Consider the following 16,535-nt stretch of genomic DNA (forward strand, 5'->3'; position numbering starts at 1 on the left):
CCGGGTCAGGCCCGGGACGGGGATGCCCGATGCTGACCTCGCCCTGGATCGCGGCGCTCATGGCGCTTTTTCTCTGGTGGTTCTCCACCGGGGCGATCCTGATGGTGGTGCGCCATGCCGACCGTGCGGGCGGAAACGCCCGCATGATCTGTTTGATGTCGTCTCTGCCTTTGCTGGCTCTTGGGCTATGGGGCTTCCATGCAACCTTGGCGATGGACTCGACCCTTGCCGTCTACGGCGCGTTCCTCGCGGCACTGGCGGTCTGGGGCTGGGTGGAACTCACGTTCCTGACGGGCATGATCACCGGCCCCAACCTGCGCGCCTGTCCCGACGGCCTGCCGGAATGGGAGCGTTTCCTCCGCGCCTGGGGCACCGTGGCCTATCACGAGACCCTGCTGACGCTGATCTTCGTCGCGATGTGGCTGGTCGCGGCCGGCGCCGAGAACACGGTCGGGCTCTGGACCTTCACGATCCTCTACTTCGCGCGCATATCGGCCAAGCTGAACCTCTATTTCGGCGTGCCGCGCATCAACACCGAATTCCTGCCCGAGGCGCTTGGCCACCTCGCCAGCCATTTTCGCATCCAGCGGCTGAACTGGGTCTTCCCGATATCGGTGTCGGCCCTGACCTTCGCCGTGGCCTGCTGGCTGGAGCGGCTCTACGCCGCGCAAACCGGCGCCGAGGTGGCAGGCTTCGCCCTGCTTTCGGCCATCACAGGCCTCGCCCTGCTCGAACACTGGCTGATGGTGCTGCCATTGCCCGATGCCAAACTCTGGCGCTGGATGCTTCCCGCGCCCAAACCAACACAAGACAAAAATACAAGACCGGAGGGATCCCATGGATTTTGATGCCATGTTCAACGCGCAGCTCGGCGCACTCAAGGAAGAAGGCAACTATCGCATCTTCGCCGAACTCGAACGCCGCTGCGGCGCGTTCCCGAAGGCTCGCAGCCATGACGCCGACACGCCCGACGAGGTCACCGTCTGGTGCTCGAACGACTATCTGGGGATGGGCCAGAATGACCACATCCGCCAGGTGATGAAGGACACGGTTGACCAATGCGGTACCGGCGCGGGCGGCACCCGGAACATTTCTGGCACGAACAAGTATCACGTGGCACTGGAACGCGAACTGGCCGACCTGCACGGCAAGGACAGCGCCCTGCTCTTCACCTCGGGCTATGTCTCGAACTGGGCCGCGCTCGGCACGCTGGGCGCCCGCCTGCCCGACGCCGTGATCCTCTCCGACGAGCTCAACCACGCCTCGATGATCGAGGGCATCCGCCACTCCCGCGCGCAAAAGCGCATCTGGAAGCACAACGACCCCGAGGATCTCGATCGCCAGCTGGCCACCCTTCCGGCCAACGCGCCCAAGATCGTGGCCTTCGAGAGCGTCTATTCCATGGACGGCGACATCTGCCCGATGAAGGAGATCGTCGAGGTCGCCGAGAAACACGGAGCCATGACCTATCTCGACGAGGTCCATGCCGTGGGCCTCTACGGCCCGCGCGGCGGCGGTGTGTCTGAACGCGAAGGCCTGGCCGACCGCATCACCCTGATCGAGGGCACACTGGGCAAGGCCTATGGCTGCATGGGCGGCTACATCACCGGCTCCGCCGCGATGTGCGATTTCGTCCGCAGCTTTTCCTCGGGCTTCATCTTCACCACCGCCCTGCCCCCGGCCGTCGCCGCGGCGGCGCAGGCCTCGGTGGCCTACCTCAAGGACAGCCGTGCCGAACGCGACGCTCAACGCGACCGCGTCGCCTATCTGCGCGCCCAGCTCGACAGGCGCGGCATCCCGCATATGGACAACCCCAGCCACATCATCCCGGTGATGATCAAGGACCCGGTCAAGTGCCGGATGCTGGCCGACATCCTGATGCAGGATTGGGGCATCTACGTGCAGCCGATCAACTACCCCACCGTGCCCAAGGGCACGGAACGCCTGCGTTTCACGCCCGGCCCTCTGCACAGCTATGACGATATCGACCACCTGGTCGAGGCGTTGGGCGTTCTGTGGAAACAATGCGCGATAGCCCACGCCGTGGCCTGAGTTCCGCCGCGGCAATACGTCAATCACGCGGAACCTTCGAACGTGCCGCAAGGTTTAAAAAACGTCGGTTGATTTGGCCTGATATCAGCTATGTCATACAGACAGCCAAACGCATGGAGGACTCAATGAAGATCCACGTTACAGCCATCGCCCTCGCCAGCATCGCCGCCCCCGCCTTTGCCCAGGACGGTGACGCCGAAGCCGGCGAAAGCGCCTTTCGCCAGTGCAAGGCCTGCCATATGATCATCGACGACGCAGGCGAAACCATCGTCAAGGGCGGCCAGGTCGGCCCGAACCTTTATGGCCTCGCCGGTCGTACCGCAGGCTCGGTCGAGGATTTCAACTATTCCGACTTGCTGGCCGCCGCCGGCGAAGCAGGCCTCGAATGGGACCAGGAAAGCTTCGCGGGCTACGTACAGGACCCGACGCCCTGGCTTCAGGAATACACCGGCGAAGACGGTCGCGGGAAAATGACCTTCAAGCTGCGCAAGGAAGAGGATGCCGCGGATATCTGGGCTTACCTCGCCTCGGTCGGCCCCGAAAGCTGAGCCACGCGCAACGTGATTGAAAAGGCCGCCCCCGGAAGGCGGCCTTTTTCGTGCCGTGCTGCTCGCGTCGTGCTAGGATACATCCAAAACGAGGGAGAGCACCATGATCGCAGGGGCACACGCAATTCTCTGGCTGCGCGAAGATGGCAAAGGCAATGACGCCTGCCGTTTCGCCGATGCCGAAGGCGGCTACCTGATCGACGGATCGTCGACCGACGCGGACGGCACCGTGCTGCGCTACCGCATCCGCGCCCGCGCCGACGGCACCACGCGCCGCGTTCGCATCGGCCGGAAATCCCGGATCGAACTGCGCCACAAGAAAGACGGCACCTGGACGCTGAACGACGCCCCGGTGCCTGACGTCAAAGGTGCCACGGACGTGTTTCTCGACTTCACACCGGCAAGCTTTACCCTGCCGATCCGCCGCCTTGTCCTCGACACTGGTGCTCAGTCCGAAATCATCGCGGCACGGCTCGACGTGGCAACGGAACAACTTACCCCGCTGCATCTCGTATTCCGGCGGATTTCGGATGAAGCGTACGAAGTAGAAACTGCCGAGACGGGCACAACGACACGTATCACAGTCGACAATCACGGCATCGTGCAGGCGCAGCCGGGTCACTGGGTCGCGCAGGCCTGACCTCTGTTAACCGGCCATCTGGCCGCCCAGCATCCAGATCCCCATGCCCAGCATCACCAGGTTCTCGGTCAGCGAAATAAACCCCAGTGGCACGTTCGATCCGCCCCCGACGCAGGCGCAGGTCAATTCGCGCTTGTCGATATAGACGGCCTTGAACACGCTCCACCCACCGACGGCCCCGATGAAGATCGCCACCGGCGCCACCAGCCAGATCAGCCCGCTGCCCGTACCGATCAGCGCCATCATACCCACGCCCGCGTACAGCTCGGCAAAGGGATAGGCATAGCCGTAGGGCACGTATCGCTGCGCCAGCAGGTCGTAGCCCAGAAAGCCATTCACGAAACCTTCGACATCCTGAAGCTTCTGAATGGCCAGCGCCACCATCGACCCCGCGAAAAACCATTTCAGCCATGTCAGCAGCGGAAAACCGTCATAGAGGTTCAGCACGATCGCCAGCGCCATCAACGCGGTACTGGCGAAGATGGCGATCACCGGCATATAGGTCGTGTCGTTATCGCCCAGCACGCGATATCCGAAATGCGCTTTCAGTTCGCTGTACCCGCCGATCCGTTTGCCATCGATAAAGGTCTGCGGCGTGGTCTTCACGCCGTGCGCCTCCATGAACGCGTCGGTTTCCTCTCGGGTGGTCAGAAGATTGTCGTCAATCTCGAAGCCGCGCCGCTTCAGCATCGACAACGACTTCAGCCCGAACGGGCACAGATGCCCCGGCATCGCCATCCGGTAAAGCGATGCGGTCTTCCGGTCGCCTTCGCTCTTGGCGCGGGCCGTGTCGGGGCCGTCGATCGTGTCCGTTGCTGTCATGGTCAGTGCCTCTCGCGTCGCTCGTCTCAAGGCGAAACATCACGCCGGGCGCGGACGCTTCGCGACTTGACGAGTCAACGGAAAGACAGCCGGTTGGTTCCGGCGAGCGTCGCAGGCCCCTCAGCCCAAGGCCGCCCGAAGCCGCGTCAGCCGACCGCGTTCAGCGTGACGACCTCCGCCGCCCGGCCCACCGCCGCGCGCGCGGTTGCGGCGATATCCGCTGCCGTCAGGCCTGCATCGGCGTACATGTCCTCGGGGCTTGCCTGATCGATATAGCGGTCCGGCAGATGCATCGTGCGCACCGCCAGTCCCCGGTCGAACGCGCCTTCGGCGGCCAGCGCCTGAAGCACCATCGCACCGAATCCGGCCATGGCGCCCTCTTCCACCGTGATCAGCGCCCGGTGATGCCGCGCCAACTGCCGGATCAGCTCCATGTCCAGCGGCTTGGCAAAGCGCGCGTCGGCCAGTGTGACCGACAGGCCGCCGGCCTCCAACGCGGACACCGCCGCACTGCACTCCGCCAGGTGCGCGCCGTATGACAGGATCGCCACATCGTCGCCCTCTTGCAGGACACGGCCCTTGCCGATTTCCAGCACCTCGCCCCGCTCCGGCAGGTCGACACCCGTGCCCGCCCCGCGCGGATAGCGAAACGCGATGGGCCCGTCGTCATGCGCCGCCGCCGTGGCGACCATATGGGTCAGCTCCGCCTCGTCGGCGGCGGCCATGCAGACCATCCCGGGCAAGGCCCCAAGATAGCCAACATCGAATGCACCTGCATGGGTCGGACCGTCAGCCCCCACCAAACCCGCCCGGTCGATCGCGAACCTCACCGGCAGGCCTTGCAGTGCCACGTCATGCACCACCTGGTCATAGCCCCGTTGCAGGAAGGTCGAATAGATCGCGCAAAAGGGCCGCAGCCCGCTCGCCGCCATCCCGGCCGCAAAGGTCACCGCGTGCTGTTCAGCAATGCCGACGTCGAACACACGGGCCGGAAACCGCTCGGCCATGATATTCACGCCCGTGCCCGACGGCATCGCCGCCGTCACCGCCACGATATTCGGATCGCGCGCCGCCTCGTCCGTCAGCGCCTTGCCGAAGACCGAGGTATAGGACGGCGCCCCGCCTGCCTTCTTCGCCTGCACGCCGGTGGCGGGATCGAACTTCGACACGCCATGCCCGCAATCCGCGCTGCTCTCGGCCGGGGCGTATCCCTTGCCCTTTACCGTGCACACATGGATCAGGACCGGCCCCGTCGCCCGCGTCCGCGCCGCTCGCAGCACCGGCAGCAATTGCCCCATGTCATGCCCGTTGATCGGACCTACATATTCAAAACCCAACTCCTCGAACAGCGTGCCGGACTGGCTTACGCCCGTCACAAGCTGCCGCGCCCGCTTGGCGCCTTCGCGCATCGGCGCGGGCAGCGCGGCCTCGAACCCTTCGGCTAGGCTCTTGACCCGTGCCAGCGGCTCGTTGGCATAGAGGCCGGACAAATAGGACGACATCGCCCCAACCGGTGGCGCGATGCTCATCTCGTTGTCGTTCAGGATCACGAACATCCTCCGCCCCTCGGCGCCCGCGTTGTTCATCGCCTCATAGGCCATGCCGGCACTGATCGAGCCGTCGCCGATCACCGCAATCGCATCGCCCGTGGGCCGGCCCATGTCGCGCCCCACCGTGAACCCCAGCGCCGCACTGATCGATGTCGAGCTATGCGCCGCCCCGAACGGATCGTATTCGCTCTCCTTGCGCTTGGTGAATCCGCTCAGACCATCCTTCTGCCGCAGGGTCCGGATCCGGTCCCGCCGCCCGGTCAGGATCTTGTGAGGATAGCATTGGTGCCCAACGTCCCACACCAGCTTGTCCATCGGCGTGTTGAAGACCGAGTGGATCGCCACGGCCAGTTCCACCACGCCCAGCGACGAGCCCAGGTGCCCGCCCGTTTCGGAAACCGCGGAAATCACTTCGGCACGCAGCTCGTCGGCCAGCGCCGCCAGATCCTCGTCGGGCATCTGCCGCAAATCCTGCGGCCCCGCCACGCGGTCCAGTATCGGTGTGTGTGGTTTGGTCTGTTGCATCGCACCCCCTCAAGGTGAGTTCCGGCGCGGCACGCAAATGGCTGCAAGCAGCGCAGAGTTGCAGGCCGGGCGGTGTGCGCCGCCCGGCCTATTGATCTTATTGCCCGTAATCCGGGTCGCCGGTCGTGGCCAGTTCCGGCCAGTCCTTGATGACGTTGGTGCCCTGCAACGGCTGCTGATAGCCTTTGTGGCACGTCCGGCACGCCGCCTTGGGCGCATCGCCGTTCTTCGGCCCCAGCCGGTTTTCCGGCAACAGCCCGGCAATCGGGATCAGGTAGTCGTTGTTCAACTCCTGCACCATCTGGATGCCCAGCGTCTCGGTCGCCCATTGCGGCGTCACCTGCGCCCCGTCATAGAAGGCGCGGCTGTTGTGACAGAACACACAGTTCACGCCCAGCGAGTTCGAGATGTAGTTCATGAACGCATAGGTGCGTTCCGCGTGCTGGATGCCGGGGTAATCGTCCACACCCGGCACACCCTCGACCCGGCTGTCCAGGTCGTGAACCTTGATGGACTCTCCATCCACCAGGTAGGTCTGCAACGCGTCCGACGGCAGCGAGGTATAGCTCGACAGCGGCGTCACCCGGTTCTGCACGGCGCCCCAGCCCTCGACCCGCTCGTTGACCGGGCTGATGTCGAACCAGACGTCGCTCGGCACGGGCTGGCCGCGGTGGCAAGTGTAACAGGTCACGCCCACCTCCGCGTTGGCATTGACATGCCCGTCCCAGTTCTCGTTCAGGTTCTGGGTCATGCCGATCATGGTATAGCCCACCGAGGTCTGGTAGTTGTCCATGTCCTCGAAAAGGTCGGGAATGCCCGTCCACTGCCGCATCGCGGCCAGAAGGCGGTCGTAGTTCTCGACCGTCAGCCCCTCCAGCCCCGGCGGCACGTTCTCACGCGCATCGCCGGCCAGTTCTTCGCCGCCCTGCGGCACCACCGGGTCCGAGCGCGTGGCCATGTAGCCCGCAATGCCCGGATCGGGTTCACCGAGGTCCGACTTGAACTTGGGCACCGACATGCCGGTGCCGCGTGGACCTGTCTGAAGGCTGTCGACGGCGCTGGACTGGTTGGCCGAAACCAGCCAGGCCGCCACCAGGACCGCACCCCCCACGACCCCGATGGCAATCGCGGGACCATAGATGTTCGTGGGGTTGTCGGAGTTCCACTTGTTGAACCAGTTCGGTAGCATGGCTCAGTCCTCCTTGCCGATGAAGGCTTCGTAAGACCCGTAAGCCTCGTAGCCGTAAGAGCCATCGTAAGCGGGGGCAAAGTTGTGCTCCTGCGCCCAGATGAACCAGTTGTCGACGACCGTGCCGGTCAACAGGATGCCGATCCCGCCGGTGATCGGCGTCAGCACCGCGAACCACCACGCCCAGCGGTGGATACCTTCCATCGTGGCGTTGAAGCCCATGGTCCAGCGCCAGAAGAGGGCCGCGCGTTCCGTGGCCGTGCCCCGGTCGACGATCTGCTCTAGTTCCCGGTCGCCGCCATAGCGCGTCACGGCCAGGATGGTCGCGCCGTGCATTGCGAACAGCAGCGTCGAGCCATAGAGGAACACGATGCTCAGGCAGTGGAACGGGTTGTAGTACAGGTTGCCGTACCGGATCGAGAACGCCGTGGTCCAGTCCAGGTGCGGGAAGATACCGTAAGGCACCGCCTCGCTCCACGATCCCATCAGGATCGGGCGGAAGAGGTTCAGCACCAGCATCAGCCAGATCGCACTGGCGAAGGCCCAGAAGACGTGCTTGCCCATCTTGTGCTGCGCCGCGAGAAGGTAGCTGCGGATAAGCCATGTCATGACACTGACCAGCAGCAGGAAACTGGCAATGATGAACCAGCCCCCGTCATTCAGCGGCGGGATCGACAGGCCATGCTCCGGCCCCGGCGGCTCCAGCGCCAGCCAGAAGCCCTGGCGCAGGAATTCCGGGATCGACCAGTTGACCTGCGCCAGCATGTTGAAGCCGACGATGTTCAGCGCCAGGATGAAGGTGACCGCGCTGACAAGCCCCGTCCAGCCCAGGTAGATCGGGCCGATCTGCGCGTTGCCAAGCCAGCCCACCAGGTTGCTGAACCGCGGCTTGAACCCCCGCTCGTCCATCATGTGGTTGTCGTTGTCCATGCCCCATTCTGGGTTTCCCCGGACCTGGACCTGCGTGAATATGTTCTGATACTCGATCATCTCTTATACCCCCATCTGCGATGGCCAGATCGGCAGTTCGAGCCACCAGTTCCACCATTCGGGCCAACCCTTGGTCCAGACCGGGCCGCTGATGATGATGCAGACCGCCGACCAGAAGCCCGCGTTCAGCGCCAGCAGCAGCCCGACGCGGTGGATCCCCAGCGTGCCGACCGAATAGCCGATGAAATCCCGGAAAAACGTATCCTCGTGGTCCGGCGTCTTCATGACCTCGCCCTTCTCGGGGTTGGCCGCCGACAGGATCAGCCCGCCATGCAGCGCCAGGGCCAGCGTGGTGGTGAAGAAGAACGTCACCGCCAGCATGTGCGCCGGGTTGTAATGGAAATGCAGGTACGCGTAGCCGGTGTTGCTGACCCAGTCGAGGTGACTGAAGATTCCGTAAGGAAAGCCGTGCCCCCACGCGCCCATCAGGACGGGGCGGAACACCACCAGTGTGACATAGGCGAAGATCGCGACACTGAACGCGAAGGGCACGTGATACCCGATGCCCAGCTTGCGGCAGATCTCGACCTCTCGCAGCGCCCAGCAACTGAAGGCGCCGATCGCGCAGATCGTGATGATCTGCCACAGACCGCCCTCCATCAGCGGGGCCGCGCCCAGGCCGTATGACAGGTCGGGCGGCGCGATGTTGATCAGCCAGGGGTTCCACGTGCCCTGATGGGCCGCTCCCCAGAAGATCAGGATCGTGCCAAGAAGCGCAAAGAACGCGCCCAGCACGCCGAAAAAGCCCACGTAGAACGGACCGACCCAGAAGTCGAACAGGTCGCCTCCGATCAGTGTCCCTCCGCGGACCCGGTATTTTCTCTCAAAGCTGAGCAACGCCATTGTTTCTCTCCGCGTTTTCGGCCGGCCAGTCTTGCCCGGCCGTCACTCTTTGTTCGGTTTGTTGCGGGCGGGCGGACCCGCCCGCAACGAGGTTTGACGATTGTCTTGGATCACTCGGACGCCGCAGCGCGGGACGCTGCTGCATTCTCGAACCAGTTGACGCCGTTCGACAGAACCACCAGGTGGATCATGACGGCCAAAAGGAACAGGAATGCGCCTTGTGCTACGAACACGCGGCGCGGATCGAAAATGAGCCAGATCTTGTAGAACTTCGACATTTTCTTTCCTTCCTCAGAACCAAGGAGCCCAGATGTACGTCGCGATGTGCGCGATGACCGCAACCAGTGTGAAGAGCGTAAGGCCGCTCATATACACCGAATGCAACTCCTGGGCTTGCTCGTCGGTAAGACCTGTAAAGGACAGGTCGGTGTTATCAGCCATGAACTTTCCTCCGGAACGTTATGCTGACGCCGCGAACCCCGCGGCCGGGTTCCCCAAGAGCCTTGCGGGCCCTTGAAGGTCTGCTCGCCCAGTCGGGCGGATACAGCTCGGGTTTCGGTCGGGGCATCGTGCCTCAGACCGAGAAGATCAGCGGCGTGATCCGGTCCGCTTCGGACCAGGCGCGCGCCAGCGGGCCGCGCACGTTCAACGTGTGGCGCTCCGCGATATCGCGGACCCAACGGAACGTCGTGAACGGCACCGCGCAAAAGAAGATCAGCGTGAAGTACACCCAGAACTCCGCGGTTCTGCGGCGTCCCGTGGTGCTGCGTCTCGGCGGGTTGGACGTCATGTCAGTCATGGGTGTTGTCCTCCTCTTGGACATCTGCCGCGGCGGATTGGGCCGCGGGCGAAAGGGCTTGTACGGTTTCCAGCACGACCCGCTCGGCGCCCTCTCTCAAGGCGGCCTCCTCGGCGGCATCGCGCAGCGTCTTGGCGGCGGAAATTCTGGTCAGCACCGGATGGCTTTCCACGATCCGGTTCAGCTCGGCCTGTGCATCGGCATCCCACGGGAAATCCCGGCGCAGCGGCGTCGGCGTGGCAGACCCTGCATCCATCTCGGACCCCAGCGGCAGGATGTGGAACAGCGCATCGAACAGGCCATTGCACACTTCCTGGATCAGATAGGTCGCCCCGGCATACCCCATGAAGGGCGTGCCCGTGGCGCGTCGGATCGCGGCACCCGGAAAGCTCGCCGGGATAAAGGCAGGCTTCGGCCCATGTCCCGCGCTCATCTCCGCCAGGTACATCTTCTCGTTGATCGACCCCATCAGGATCAGCGGGCGCTTGTTGTGCACCAGCGACCGAACTTCCTCGTTGTTGGTCTTGGTCCCCGCACAGCGCGCCACCGCGAACCCGCAGGGCAGCCCCATGTCGTTTTCCAGGAAATTGCGGATGCCCCGCGCATAGGTCTCGTTTGCCACGATCCCGAAACTGGCCGTGGCAAAGAAATCCTGCGTCACCGAGCGCCACAGGTCCCACACCGGCTTGATCGTCGAATGCTTCTCGCGCTCGATGAACGGCTCCGCGTCCAGCTCCAGCAATTCCCCCAGCTTACGCAGAAATTTCGTCGTGCTGTCGATGCCGATCGGCGCTTGCAGGTACGGCTTGTCCAGCACTTCGCACAGGCCGCGCCCGAACTCGCGATACATGCAGATGTTCACATCGGCATTCACAAGGTCCCGCATCTCGGCCAGATGCGCCCCCAGCGGCATCACCATGTTGACCTCGGCCCCGATCCCCTCGACCAGACGCCGGATCTCGGCCAGATCACTGGGCATATTGAACGTGCCATACATCGGCCCAAGAATATTGACCCGCGGTTTGGCATCTTCCGCGCGCTTCTTCTCGGGCGGCATCCGGCCCTTGGTCATCCCGAACTCGGTGAAGATCCAGGTCATCGCCCGGTCGGCGGCTTCCCACTGGTCCTCGTCGATGGTCCGCGGCAGGAAGCGTTGGATATTGGTGCCCTGCGGCGTCACGCCCCCGCCGATCATCTCGGCGATAGACCCCGTGACCACGACCGCCGGCAGCGCGGGGTCAAGCGTGCCCCAGGCCCGTTTCATCGCGCCTTCGGTTCCTTCCCGGCCCAGCTCTTCCTCGCCCAACCCCGTCACGACGATGGGCAATTCATGCGGCGGCAGCGCGTCGGTGTAATGCAGCACCGAGGTCACCGGCAGGTTCTCGCAGCCCACCGGGCCATCGATCACCACCTGCAATCCCTTGACGGCGCAGAAGGCATAAACCGCCCCCCAGTATCCGCCCGCGCGATCATGATCCTGAATCAGCATGACGCGCCCTCTTGTAGGGCGGGGGTCCACCCCGCCATGGGCACCAGAATGCTCCACGCCATGGGCACGCAACCCATCCCCGTCCCGGACTTGATCCGGGACCTCTGCGCCCGGAATGATCCACGGGGCGCGGCCGCAGTTGGCGCTGCCAACCGCTTTCCCGCGCGCGGCGAAATATGTCCATATTTCGCCGTCATATCATCTCCTGCGCTTTTCTGGCCCGCGCTTGTTTCTCGAGCTTCTTCTGGTTTGTCGCCCGGAAATCCTCGCGCACGTTGGGCTGGCCTTCCCAGACCCCTGCGGTATCGCCCGTGCCCACGCCTTCGAAGAACTCGCGCATCCAGTCCATCCGCCCTTTGTTGGCGATGGCCGCGTTGACAACCTCCGCCAGGCTTCCGGCTCCGGCAGGTCCCATCAGGGGCCGCGCGGAAATCAGGTTGGTGAAATACAGGCCCGGAACGCCCAGTTCCTTGGCCTTCTGCACCACCGGCGTCGTGCCGATGGCCAGGTCGGGCCTGATGGCTTCCATCGCCGCGCAATCGTCTTCCAGCGACGCGCGGTACTGCACCTTGGTGCCTTTGGCCTCCAGCCAGGCCGCGTCGTCTGCCGACCACGGGCTCTTGGCACAGGCCGTGCCCACGTAAGGCACATTGGCCCCGCTCTCGATCAGCAGGCGCGCGACCAGCAACTCACTGCCTTCATAGCCGGACAGCGTAATCGTCCCATCGATCTTCTTGGCGCCCAAAGCCGCCTCGATCGCCGGCAGGAACGCGTTCTGCGCCTGCGCCACCTTGTCGGCAGGCACACCAAACGCATCGCCAATGGCACTCAGCCACGCCGCCGTCCCGTCTCGTCCCACCGGCGCAGACCCCACAACAGGCCGCCCGGCGGCTTCGAATTCCCGCACGGCGGCGGTATAGAACGGATGGATCGCCGCCACCGCACCGCAATCCAGCGCGGCATAAAGCTCCCGCCACTCGCGGCACGGCACGACCGGCCCCGCGGCCAGCCCCATGGGCGCCAGCATCTGACCGATCATCACCGGGTCGGCCGGGAACATCTCGCCCAGCAGGGTCACGGTCGGCCTGTCGGAGACGCCCCCCTCAGGGGCGGCGACGGGCCCGGCCTCGATTTCCTTGCGGGCGTAGTTCAGCATCGCGCCGGCCAGCACGTCCTTCGCCTCGGCGTGCGTCGGAATGCCGAACCCCGGCACGTCGATCCCCACGATCCGCACGCCATTGATTTCCTTCGGCAACAGCCGCAGCGGCACGCCGCTCGCCGTCGGCACGCACAGGTTCGTCACCACGACCGCATCGAACCGGTCCGCGTCGGCCAGCTCATGCACAGAATCCCGGATATCCTCGAAGAGCTTGCCCGTGACCAGCGTCTCGGAATTGAACGGCACATAGCCCACCGACCGCCTCGCTCCGTAGAAATGGCTCACGAAGGTCAGCCCGTAGACACAGCAGGCCGATCCGCTCAGCACGGTCGCCACGCGTTTCATCCGCAGGCCCACACGCAAGCTGCCGAAAGCGGGACACATGCTTTGCGGCTTGTCGTGCGGTCCTTGCGGATAGTCGCGCGCATATTGGTCCAGCAGATCGCTCTGCCCGGCCATGCGCGCGGCCTTTTCCATCTCGTTGCCGGAATGACAGCCCAGTCCCGGATCGCCCGTCAGCTCCGGCGCATCCTCACGCGCCTTGCCTTGGATGACCTCGGCCTTGCCGGCATCGTCATATGTGACTTCATCGCTCATAGAGCCCTTTCCGACCCGCCTTGGGCCGCGATATCCTTCAACAACCGGGCAATCTGCTCGGGCCGCGCCTCGGCGACCATCCGGCAGGTCCGGATCAACTGCTGTGCCCGGGTGGGGTCAGGCGTCGTCATAGACCACCTCCAGGCTTGCCTTCGGCGCAGCGTTCTTGCCGCGCATGTCCTCGTCCGTCGCAGGCTCCAGCGTGACGCTGCCGCCCGTCTCGGACTCGTCGAACAGCCCCAGCAACCCGTCCTGGTCCAGCGGCGCGGGACGCACCGGCGGGGCCAGCGACACAGCCTCGGCCAGACCGGCAAACAGGCTGCCCCATTGGCTCTTTTCGGTGCCGACGATCTGGTAATTCGCGGATTTCTTGCGCAGGTCGTCATCCTGCGGGATCGCCGCCAGCACGGGGATATCCACCGCCTTGGCAAAGGCCTGCGCCTCGCCCGAATGGTCGTCCTTGTTGACCACTAGCCCCGCGACGCCGACGTTGCCGCCCAGCTTGCGGAAATACTCCACCGCCGAGCACACGTTGTTGGCCACATAAAGCGACTGCAGATCGTTCGACGCGACCAAAATCACCTTCTGCGCCATGTCGCGGGCAATCGGCAGGCCGAAGCCGCCGCACACCACGTCGCCCAGAAAATCCAGCAGGACATAGTCAAAGTCCCAGTCATGGAAGCCCAGCTTCTCCAGCAGTTCGAACCCGTGGATGATGCCTCGCCCGCCACAGCCACGGCCCACTTCCGGCCCGCCCAGCTCCATGGCAAAGACGCCGCCCCGCTTGAAGCAAACGTCGCCGATCTTCACCTGCTCACCGGCCAGGTTCTTCTTGGTCGAGGTCTCGATGATCGTCGGGCACGCCTTGCCGCCGAACAGCAGGCTGGTCGTATCCGATTTCGGGTCGCACCCGATCAGCAGCACGCGCTTGCCCTGTTCGGCCATCATGTGGCTCAGGTTGGCCAGGGTGAACGACTTGCCGATCCCCCCCTTGCCATAGATCGCGATGATCTGCGTCTTGCTGGTGGGCTCGCCCTGTGGCACTTCCAGGCTCGGCTCCTCGCCGGCCTCGTCCCGCAGGCGTTTGTCGAAATCCTTCAGATTGGGGATGTCGTCTTTCACGCTGCGTCCTTCCAGTTGAGTATCATTTTCAGGCACGACGCCTCTTCAAAGGCCGTCCTGTACGCGACCTCGGCCTGCTGGGCCGGTGCAGTATGAGTGATCAGCCCACCCAGGCTCAGCGCGCCGCTGTCCAGCAGCGCGCCCACGGCGGCCAGGTCCTCGCGCGCCCATTCCGCGGCGATGCGCAACCGCGCCTCGCGCATGAAGGCGGGCGGAAAGGCAAAGCTCAGGCCGTTTGGATAGAACCCCGCCAGCACGATCTCGCCGCCCTTGGTCAGCCGTCCGATCAGGTCGTTCAGAATGCCGGCATTGCCCGAGGCATCGTAAATCGCGCGGTAATCGCGGCGCGCGTCGGCGTCGGGCGCGATCACCTCGTAGCCGTCCGCGCCGCCGCGCCGCGCCGGGTCGGTTTCCCAGACCACGGGTGCGGGCGCTCCGGCGGCAATCGTCAGCCGCGCCAGTAGCCGGCCCAGAACACCATGCCCGACGATCAGCTCGGGCACGCGCTTGTCCAATCCGGCCATCGCGTGCCGCGCGGTGGCGGCCAGCGCCAGCAGCGCACCCTCGGCGCCCAGCGTCGAATCGATTCTTGTCACTCTCTGACCCGGGGTCACCAGACGGCTCGCCGCGCCGCCGAACAGCCCGAACGCACCGTCGAAGCAATCCGCCCCCGGCACGAACACGGTCTCGCCTGTTCTGAAGCCGCTGTCCGGCCCGGCCTCGACCACCTCGCCCGCGGCCTCGTAGCCCGGCACCAGCGGGTAACCCGAGCCGGGGAAAGGCGGCATCTCACCGGTCCAAAACAGTTTTTCCGTGCCGGTCGAGATCCCGGAATGGGCAATATCCACGACGATATCCGCAGGGCCCGGCTGCTTGAGCGGCAGCGTGTCCAGGTGCAGGTCTTTCGGACCATTCAGGAATACGGCTTGCGTCTCCAACTGTCTGAACTCCCCCCGGTTATTGTGTGAGTCGCGCCGACGCAGGGCGCGATCCGGTTATATGTCAGTCTATTCGGACAGCAATTTGTGTCAACTAAACTTTACACTTTACAGCGAATCGCCTGCCTGACACCGCTTTGCGCGGCTCAGCCGGGCTTGCGGCAAGACAACGCGGTGGTGATGAAGGGTCGGATCGGCCTCGGCATGACCAAGTTTTCGAATCCAGCCCCCCTGCACATTTCCGCAATCCGCGCCTGCGACCGCACGCGCCCGGTGCCCATCGCCATCGTGTAGAACGCGAAATAGACGTCGCCCGCCCGTTCGGGCACGTCGCCGCCCGACATCGGCTCGGACACGATCAATCGCCCGCCCAACGGCAAGGCTACGAACACCTTGCGCAGCAGGTCGGACACGGTGTCGTCCGCATGATCGTACAGCACACGGATCAAACAGATCGTGTCCGCCCCCTCGGGCAAGGGACCATCGCGGAAACTGCCGCCGCGCATCTCGATCCGCTCTCGCAGGCCCAGCTGCGTCAACCGGCTTTCGGCCTGCGGCATCACCTCGGGCAAATCGAACAGGATCCCACGCGCGGCCCTGTTCCGCCGCAAAACCTCGGACAGGAACACGCCCGATCCGCCCCCGACGTCCATCACCGTCTGCGCGCCCTTGATGGGCAGCATCTTCAGCGTGTCACGGGCGACCAGCACCTGACTCTCCGCCATCAGGGTCGAATACCTGTCCGCCACCTCCGGCGCGACCTCGCCCTCAACTCCGAACACATACGGCCAGAACCGCGCCAGACGTGTGTCGCGCTCGCCGCGCAACAACGCCATGGGATCGGCCATGTCGGCATAAAACTCGGCATTGTGCCGGATCATGTTATCCAACCCCGGCACGCCCAGGATCGCAGCCCCCTTCCGGGCCAGCGCATAGGCCCCGTCGCGCCGCTGCTTCAACAGTCCCAGCGCCGCGCCTGCACGCAGAAGCTGATCCATCCGGTCGGCAGGCACATCGTGCCGAAACCCGAGCGCCTCGGCGCTGCGCGGTCCGTCCAAGAGCGCACGCAAAATCCCCGTCTCGACGAGCGCGCCCAGCACCTGCGATGCCACGAAACCCTGCAAGAGATCAAAAATCTCGGCCCCATCGCGCCGGGCCATGCCCCGTCCGAACGGCAAGGCGCTGGCGAAATTCTGAAAGCCCGGCTTTGCGATCTGCCGGTTGATCCACCCCGTCAGCCCGGCGCGGCGACGCACCTGGGGCTCCTGCACC

The 16,535-nt window shown here is 64.6% G+C and carries 18 protein-coding genes; 4 read left to right on the forward strand and 14 right to left on the reverse strand.

Features of this window, described 5'->3' with window-relative positions; translation table 11 throughout:
* Window positions 1–29: 29 nt before the first annotated feature.
* The 4 genes from puhE (at window position 30) to XM53_RS14725 (ending at window position 3,240) form a co-directional block, all read left to right on the forward strand.
* The gene (gene puhE / locus XM53_RS14710; RefSeq protein ID WP_057794625.1) at window positions 30–848 is read left to right on the forward strand and encodes a putative photosynthetic complex assembly protein PuhE; all 819 of its coding nucleotides are present in this window, start codon (window positions 30–32) and stop codon (window positions 846–848) included.
* The gene (gene hemA, locus XM53_RS14715; protein ID WP_057794627.1) at window positions 838–2,052 is read left to right on the forward strand and encodes a 5-aminolevulinate synthase; all 1,215 of its coding nucleotides are present in this window, start codon (window positions 838–840) and stop codon (window positions 2,050–2,052) included. Before puhE ends, hemA begins: the two co-directional genes overlap by 11 nt.
* A 125-nt stretch (window positions 2,053–2,177) precedes the next feature.
* Complete coding sequence (locus tag XM53_RS14720; protein ID WP_057794629.1) at window positions 2,178–2,600, forward strand: c-type cytochrome; 423 nt, start codon at window positions 2,178–2,180, stop codon at window positions 2,598–2,600.
* 103 nt (window positions 2,601–2,703) lie between these two features.
* Complete coding sequence (locus tag XM53_RS14725) at window positions 2,704–3,240, forward strand: putative glycolipid-binding domain-containing protein (RefSeq protein WP_057794631.1); 537 nt, start codon at window positions 2,704–2,706, stop codon at window positions 3,238–3,240.
* Between the two features lie 6 nt (window positions 3,241–3,246).
* Here XM53_RS14725 and XM53_RS14730 read toward each other — a convergent pair whose 3' ends face one another.
* From XM53_RS14730 to XM53_RS14790, 14 genes are all read right to left on the reverse strand, one after another.
* Window positions 3,247–4,062 (reverse strand): glutaredoxin, encoded by an 816-nt coding sequence (locus tag XM53_RS14730; RefSeq protein WP_236544519.1) that lies wholly within the window; start codon window positions 4,060–4,062, stop codon window positions 3,247–3,249.
* Between the two features lie 146 nt (window positions 4,063–4,208).
* Window positions 4,209–6,137, reverse strand: coding sequence for a 1-deoxy-D-xylulose-5-phosphate synthase (gene dxs / locus XM53_RS14735; RefSeq protein WP_057794634.1), 1,929 nt, complete (start codon window positions 6,135–6,137; stop codon window positions 4,209–4,211).
* 97 nt (window positions 6,138–6,234) lie between these two features.
* The gene (pufC, locus tag XM53_RS14740; protein WP_057794636.1) at window positions 6,235–7,326 is read right to left on the reverse strand and encodes a photosynthetic reaction center cytochrome PufC; all 1,092 of its coding nucleotides are present in this window, start codon (window positions 7,324–7,326) and stop codon (window positions 6,235–6,237) included.
* A gap of 3 nt (window positions 7,327–7,329) precedes the next feature.
* Entirely contained in the window at window positions 7,330–8,316 is a 987-nt protein-coding gene (gene pufM / locus XM53_RS14745; RefSeq protein ID WP_057794638.1) for a photosynthetic reaction center subunit M, read from the reverse strand.
* 3 nt (window positions 8,317–8,319) lie between these two features.
* Complete coding sequence (gene pufL / locus XM53_RS14750) at window positions 8,320–9,159, reverse strand: photosynthetic reaction center subunit L (protein WP_057794640.1); 840 nt, start codon at window positions 9,157–9,159, stop codon at window positions 8,320–8,322.
* Window positions 9,160–9,269: 110 nt separating this feature from the next.
* Window positions 9,270–9,437: a light-harvesting antenna LH1, alpha subunit gene (gene pufA, locus XM53_RS14755; RefSeq protein WP_057794643.1), complete on the reverse strand. Its 168-nt coding sequence runs from the start codon at window positions 9,435–9,437 to the stop codon at window positions 9,270–9,272.
* A 13-nt stretch (window positions 9,438–9,450) separates the two neighbouring features.
* Entirely contained in the window at window positions 9,451–9,600 is a 150-nt protein-coding gene (pufB, locus tag XM53_RS14760; RefSeq protein WP_057794645.1) for a light-harvesting antenna LH1, beta subunit, read from the reverse strand.
* Between the two features lie 133 nt (window positions 9,601–9,733).
* Complete coding sequence (pufQ, locus tag XM53_RS14765) at window positions 9,734–9,958, reverse strand: cytochrome PufQ (RefSeq protein ID WP_057794646.1); 225 nt, start codon at window positions 9,956–9,958, stop codon at window positions 9,734–9,736.
* Window positions 9,951–11,447, reverse strand: a complete 1,497-nt coding sequence (gene bchZ, locus XM53_RS14770) for a chlorophyllide a reductase subunit Z (protein WP_057794648.1) — start codon at window positions 11,445–11,447, stop codon at window positions 9,951–9,953. The genes pufQ and bchZ overlap by 8 nt, the downstream gene beginning before the upstream one ends.
* Window positions 11,448–11,640: 193 nt before the next feature.
* Complete coding sequence (bchY, locus tag XM53_RS14775; protein ID WP_057794650.1) at window positions 11,641–13,203, reverse strand: chlorophyllide a reductase subunit Y; 1,563 nt, start codon at window positions 13,201–13,203, stop codon at window positions 11,641–11,643.
* Complete coding sequence (locus XM53_RS23945) at window positions 13,200–13,334, reverse strand: hypothetical protein (protein WP_268873929.1); 135 nt, start codon at window positions 13,332–13,334, stop codon at window positions 13,200–13,202. Before XM53_RS23945 ends, bchY begins: the two co-directional genes overlap by 4 nt.
* Window positions 13,321–14,325, reverse strand: coding sequence for a chlorophyllide a reductase iron protein subunit X (locus XM53_RS14780; protein WP_057794652.1), 1,005 nt, complete (start codon window positions 14,323–14,325; stop codon window positions 13,321–13,323). The genes XM53_RS23945 and XM53_RS14780 overlap by 14 nt, the downstream gene beginning before the upstream one ends.
* The gene (bchC, locus tag XM53_RS14785; RefSeq protein WP_057794654.1) at window positions 14,322–15,263 is read right to left on the reverse strand and encodes a chlorophyll synthesis pathway protein BchC; all 942 of its coding nucleotides are present in this window, start codon (window positions 15,261–15,263) and stop codon (window positions 14,322–14,324) included. The genes XM53_RS14780 and bchC overlap by 4 nt, the downstream gene beginning before the upstream one ends.
* Before the next feature lie 146 nt (window positions 15,264–15,409).
* Window positions 15,410–16,519: a methyltransferase gene (locus tag XM53_RS14790; RefSeq protein WP_328586681.1), complete on the reverse strand. Its 1,110-nt coding sequence runs from the start codon at window positions 16,517–16,519 to the stop codon at window positions 15,410–15,412.
* Window positions 16,520–16,535: the final 16 nt, after the last annotated feature.

The organism is Roseovarius atlanticus (assembly GCF_001441615.1).
GTDB lineage: Bacteria > Pseudomonadota > Alphaproteobacteria > Rhodobacterales > Rhodobacteraceae > Roseovarius > Roseovarius atlanticus.

What these genes read in the sequence shown, in the direction of transcription:
- puhE (WP_057794625.1), top strand. Translation starts at nt 30, where the DNA reads ATGCTGACCTCGCCCTGGATCGCGGCGCTCATGGCGCTTTTTCTCTGG.
- hemA (WP_057794627.1), top strand. Translation starts at nt 838, where the DNA reads ATGGATTTTGATGCCATGTTCAACGCGCAGCTCGGCGCACTCAAGGAA.
- XM53_RS14720 (WP_057794629.1), top strand. Translation starts at nt 2,178, where the DNA reads ATGAAGATCCACGTTACAGCCATCGCCCTCGCCAGCATCGCCGCCCCC.
- XM53_RS14725 (WP_057794631.1), top strand. Translation starts at nt 2,704, where the DNA reads ATGATCGCAGGGGCACACGCAATTCTCTGGCTGCGCGAAGATGGCAAA.
- XM53_RS14730 (WP_236544519.1), bottom strand. Translation starts at nt 4,062, where the DNA reads ATGACAGCAACGGACACGATCGACGGCCCCGACACGGCCCGCGCCAAG.
- dxs (WP_057794634.1), bottom strand. Translation starts at nt 6,137, where the DNA reads ATGCAACAGACCAAACCACACACACCGATACTGGACCGCGTGGCGGGG.
- pufC (WP_057794636.1), bottom strand. Translation starts at nt 7,326, where the DNA reads ATGCTACCGAACTGGTTCAACAAGTGGAACTCCGACAACCCCACGAAC.
- pufM (WP_057794638.1), bottom strand. Translation starts at nt 8,316, where the DNA reads ATGATCGAGTATCAGAACATATTCACGCAGGTCCAGGTCCGGGGAAAC.
- pufL (WP_057794640.1), bottom strand. Translation starts at nt 9,159, where the DNA reads ATGGCGTTGCTCAGCTTTGAGAGAAAATACCGGGTCCGCGGAGGGACA.
- pufA (WP_057794643.1), bottom strand. Translation starts at nt 9,437, where the DNA reads ATGTCGAAGTTCTACAAGATCTGGCTCATTTTCGATCCGCGCCGCGTG.
- pufB (WP_057794645.1), bottom strand. Translation starts at nt 9,600, where the DNA reads ATGGCTGATAACACCGACCTGTCCTTTACAGGTCTTACCGACGAGCAA.
- pufQ (WP_057794646.1), bottom strand. Translation starts at nt 9,958, where the DNA reads ATGACTGACATGACGTCCAACCCGCCGAGACGCAGCACCACGGGACGC.
- bchZ (WP_057794648.1), bottom strand. Translation starts at nt 11,447, where the DNA reads ATGCTGATTCAGGATCATGATCGCGCGGGCGGATACTGGGGGGCGGTT.
- bchY (WP_057794650.1), bottom strand. Translation starts at nt 13,203, where the DNA reads ATGAGCGATGAAGTCACATATGACGATGCCGGCAAGGCCGAGGTCATC.
- XM53_RS23945 (WP_268873929.1), bottom strand. Translation starts at nt 13,334, where the DNA reads ATGACGACGCCTGACCCCACCCGGGCACAGCAGTTGATCCGGACCTGC.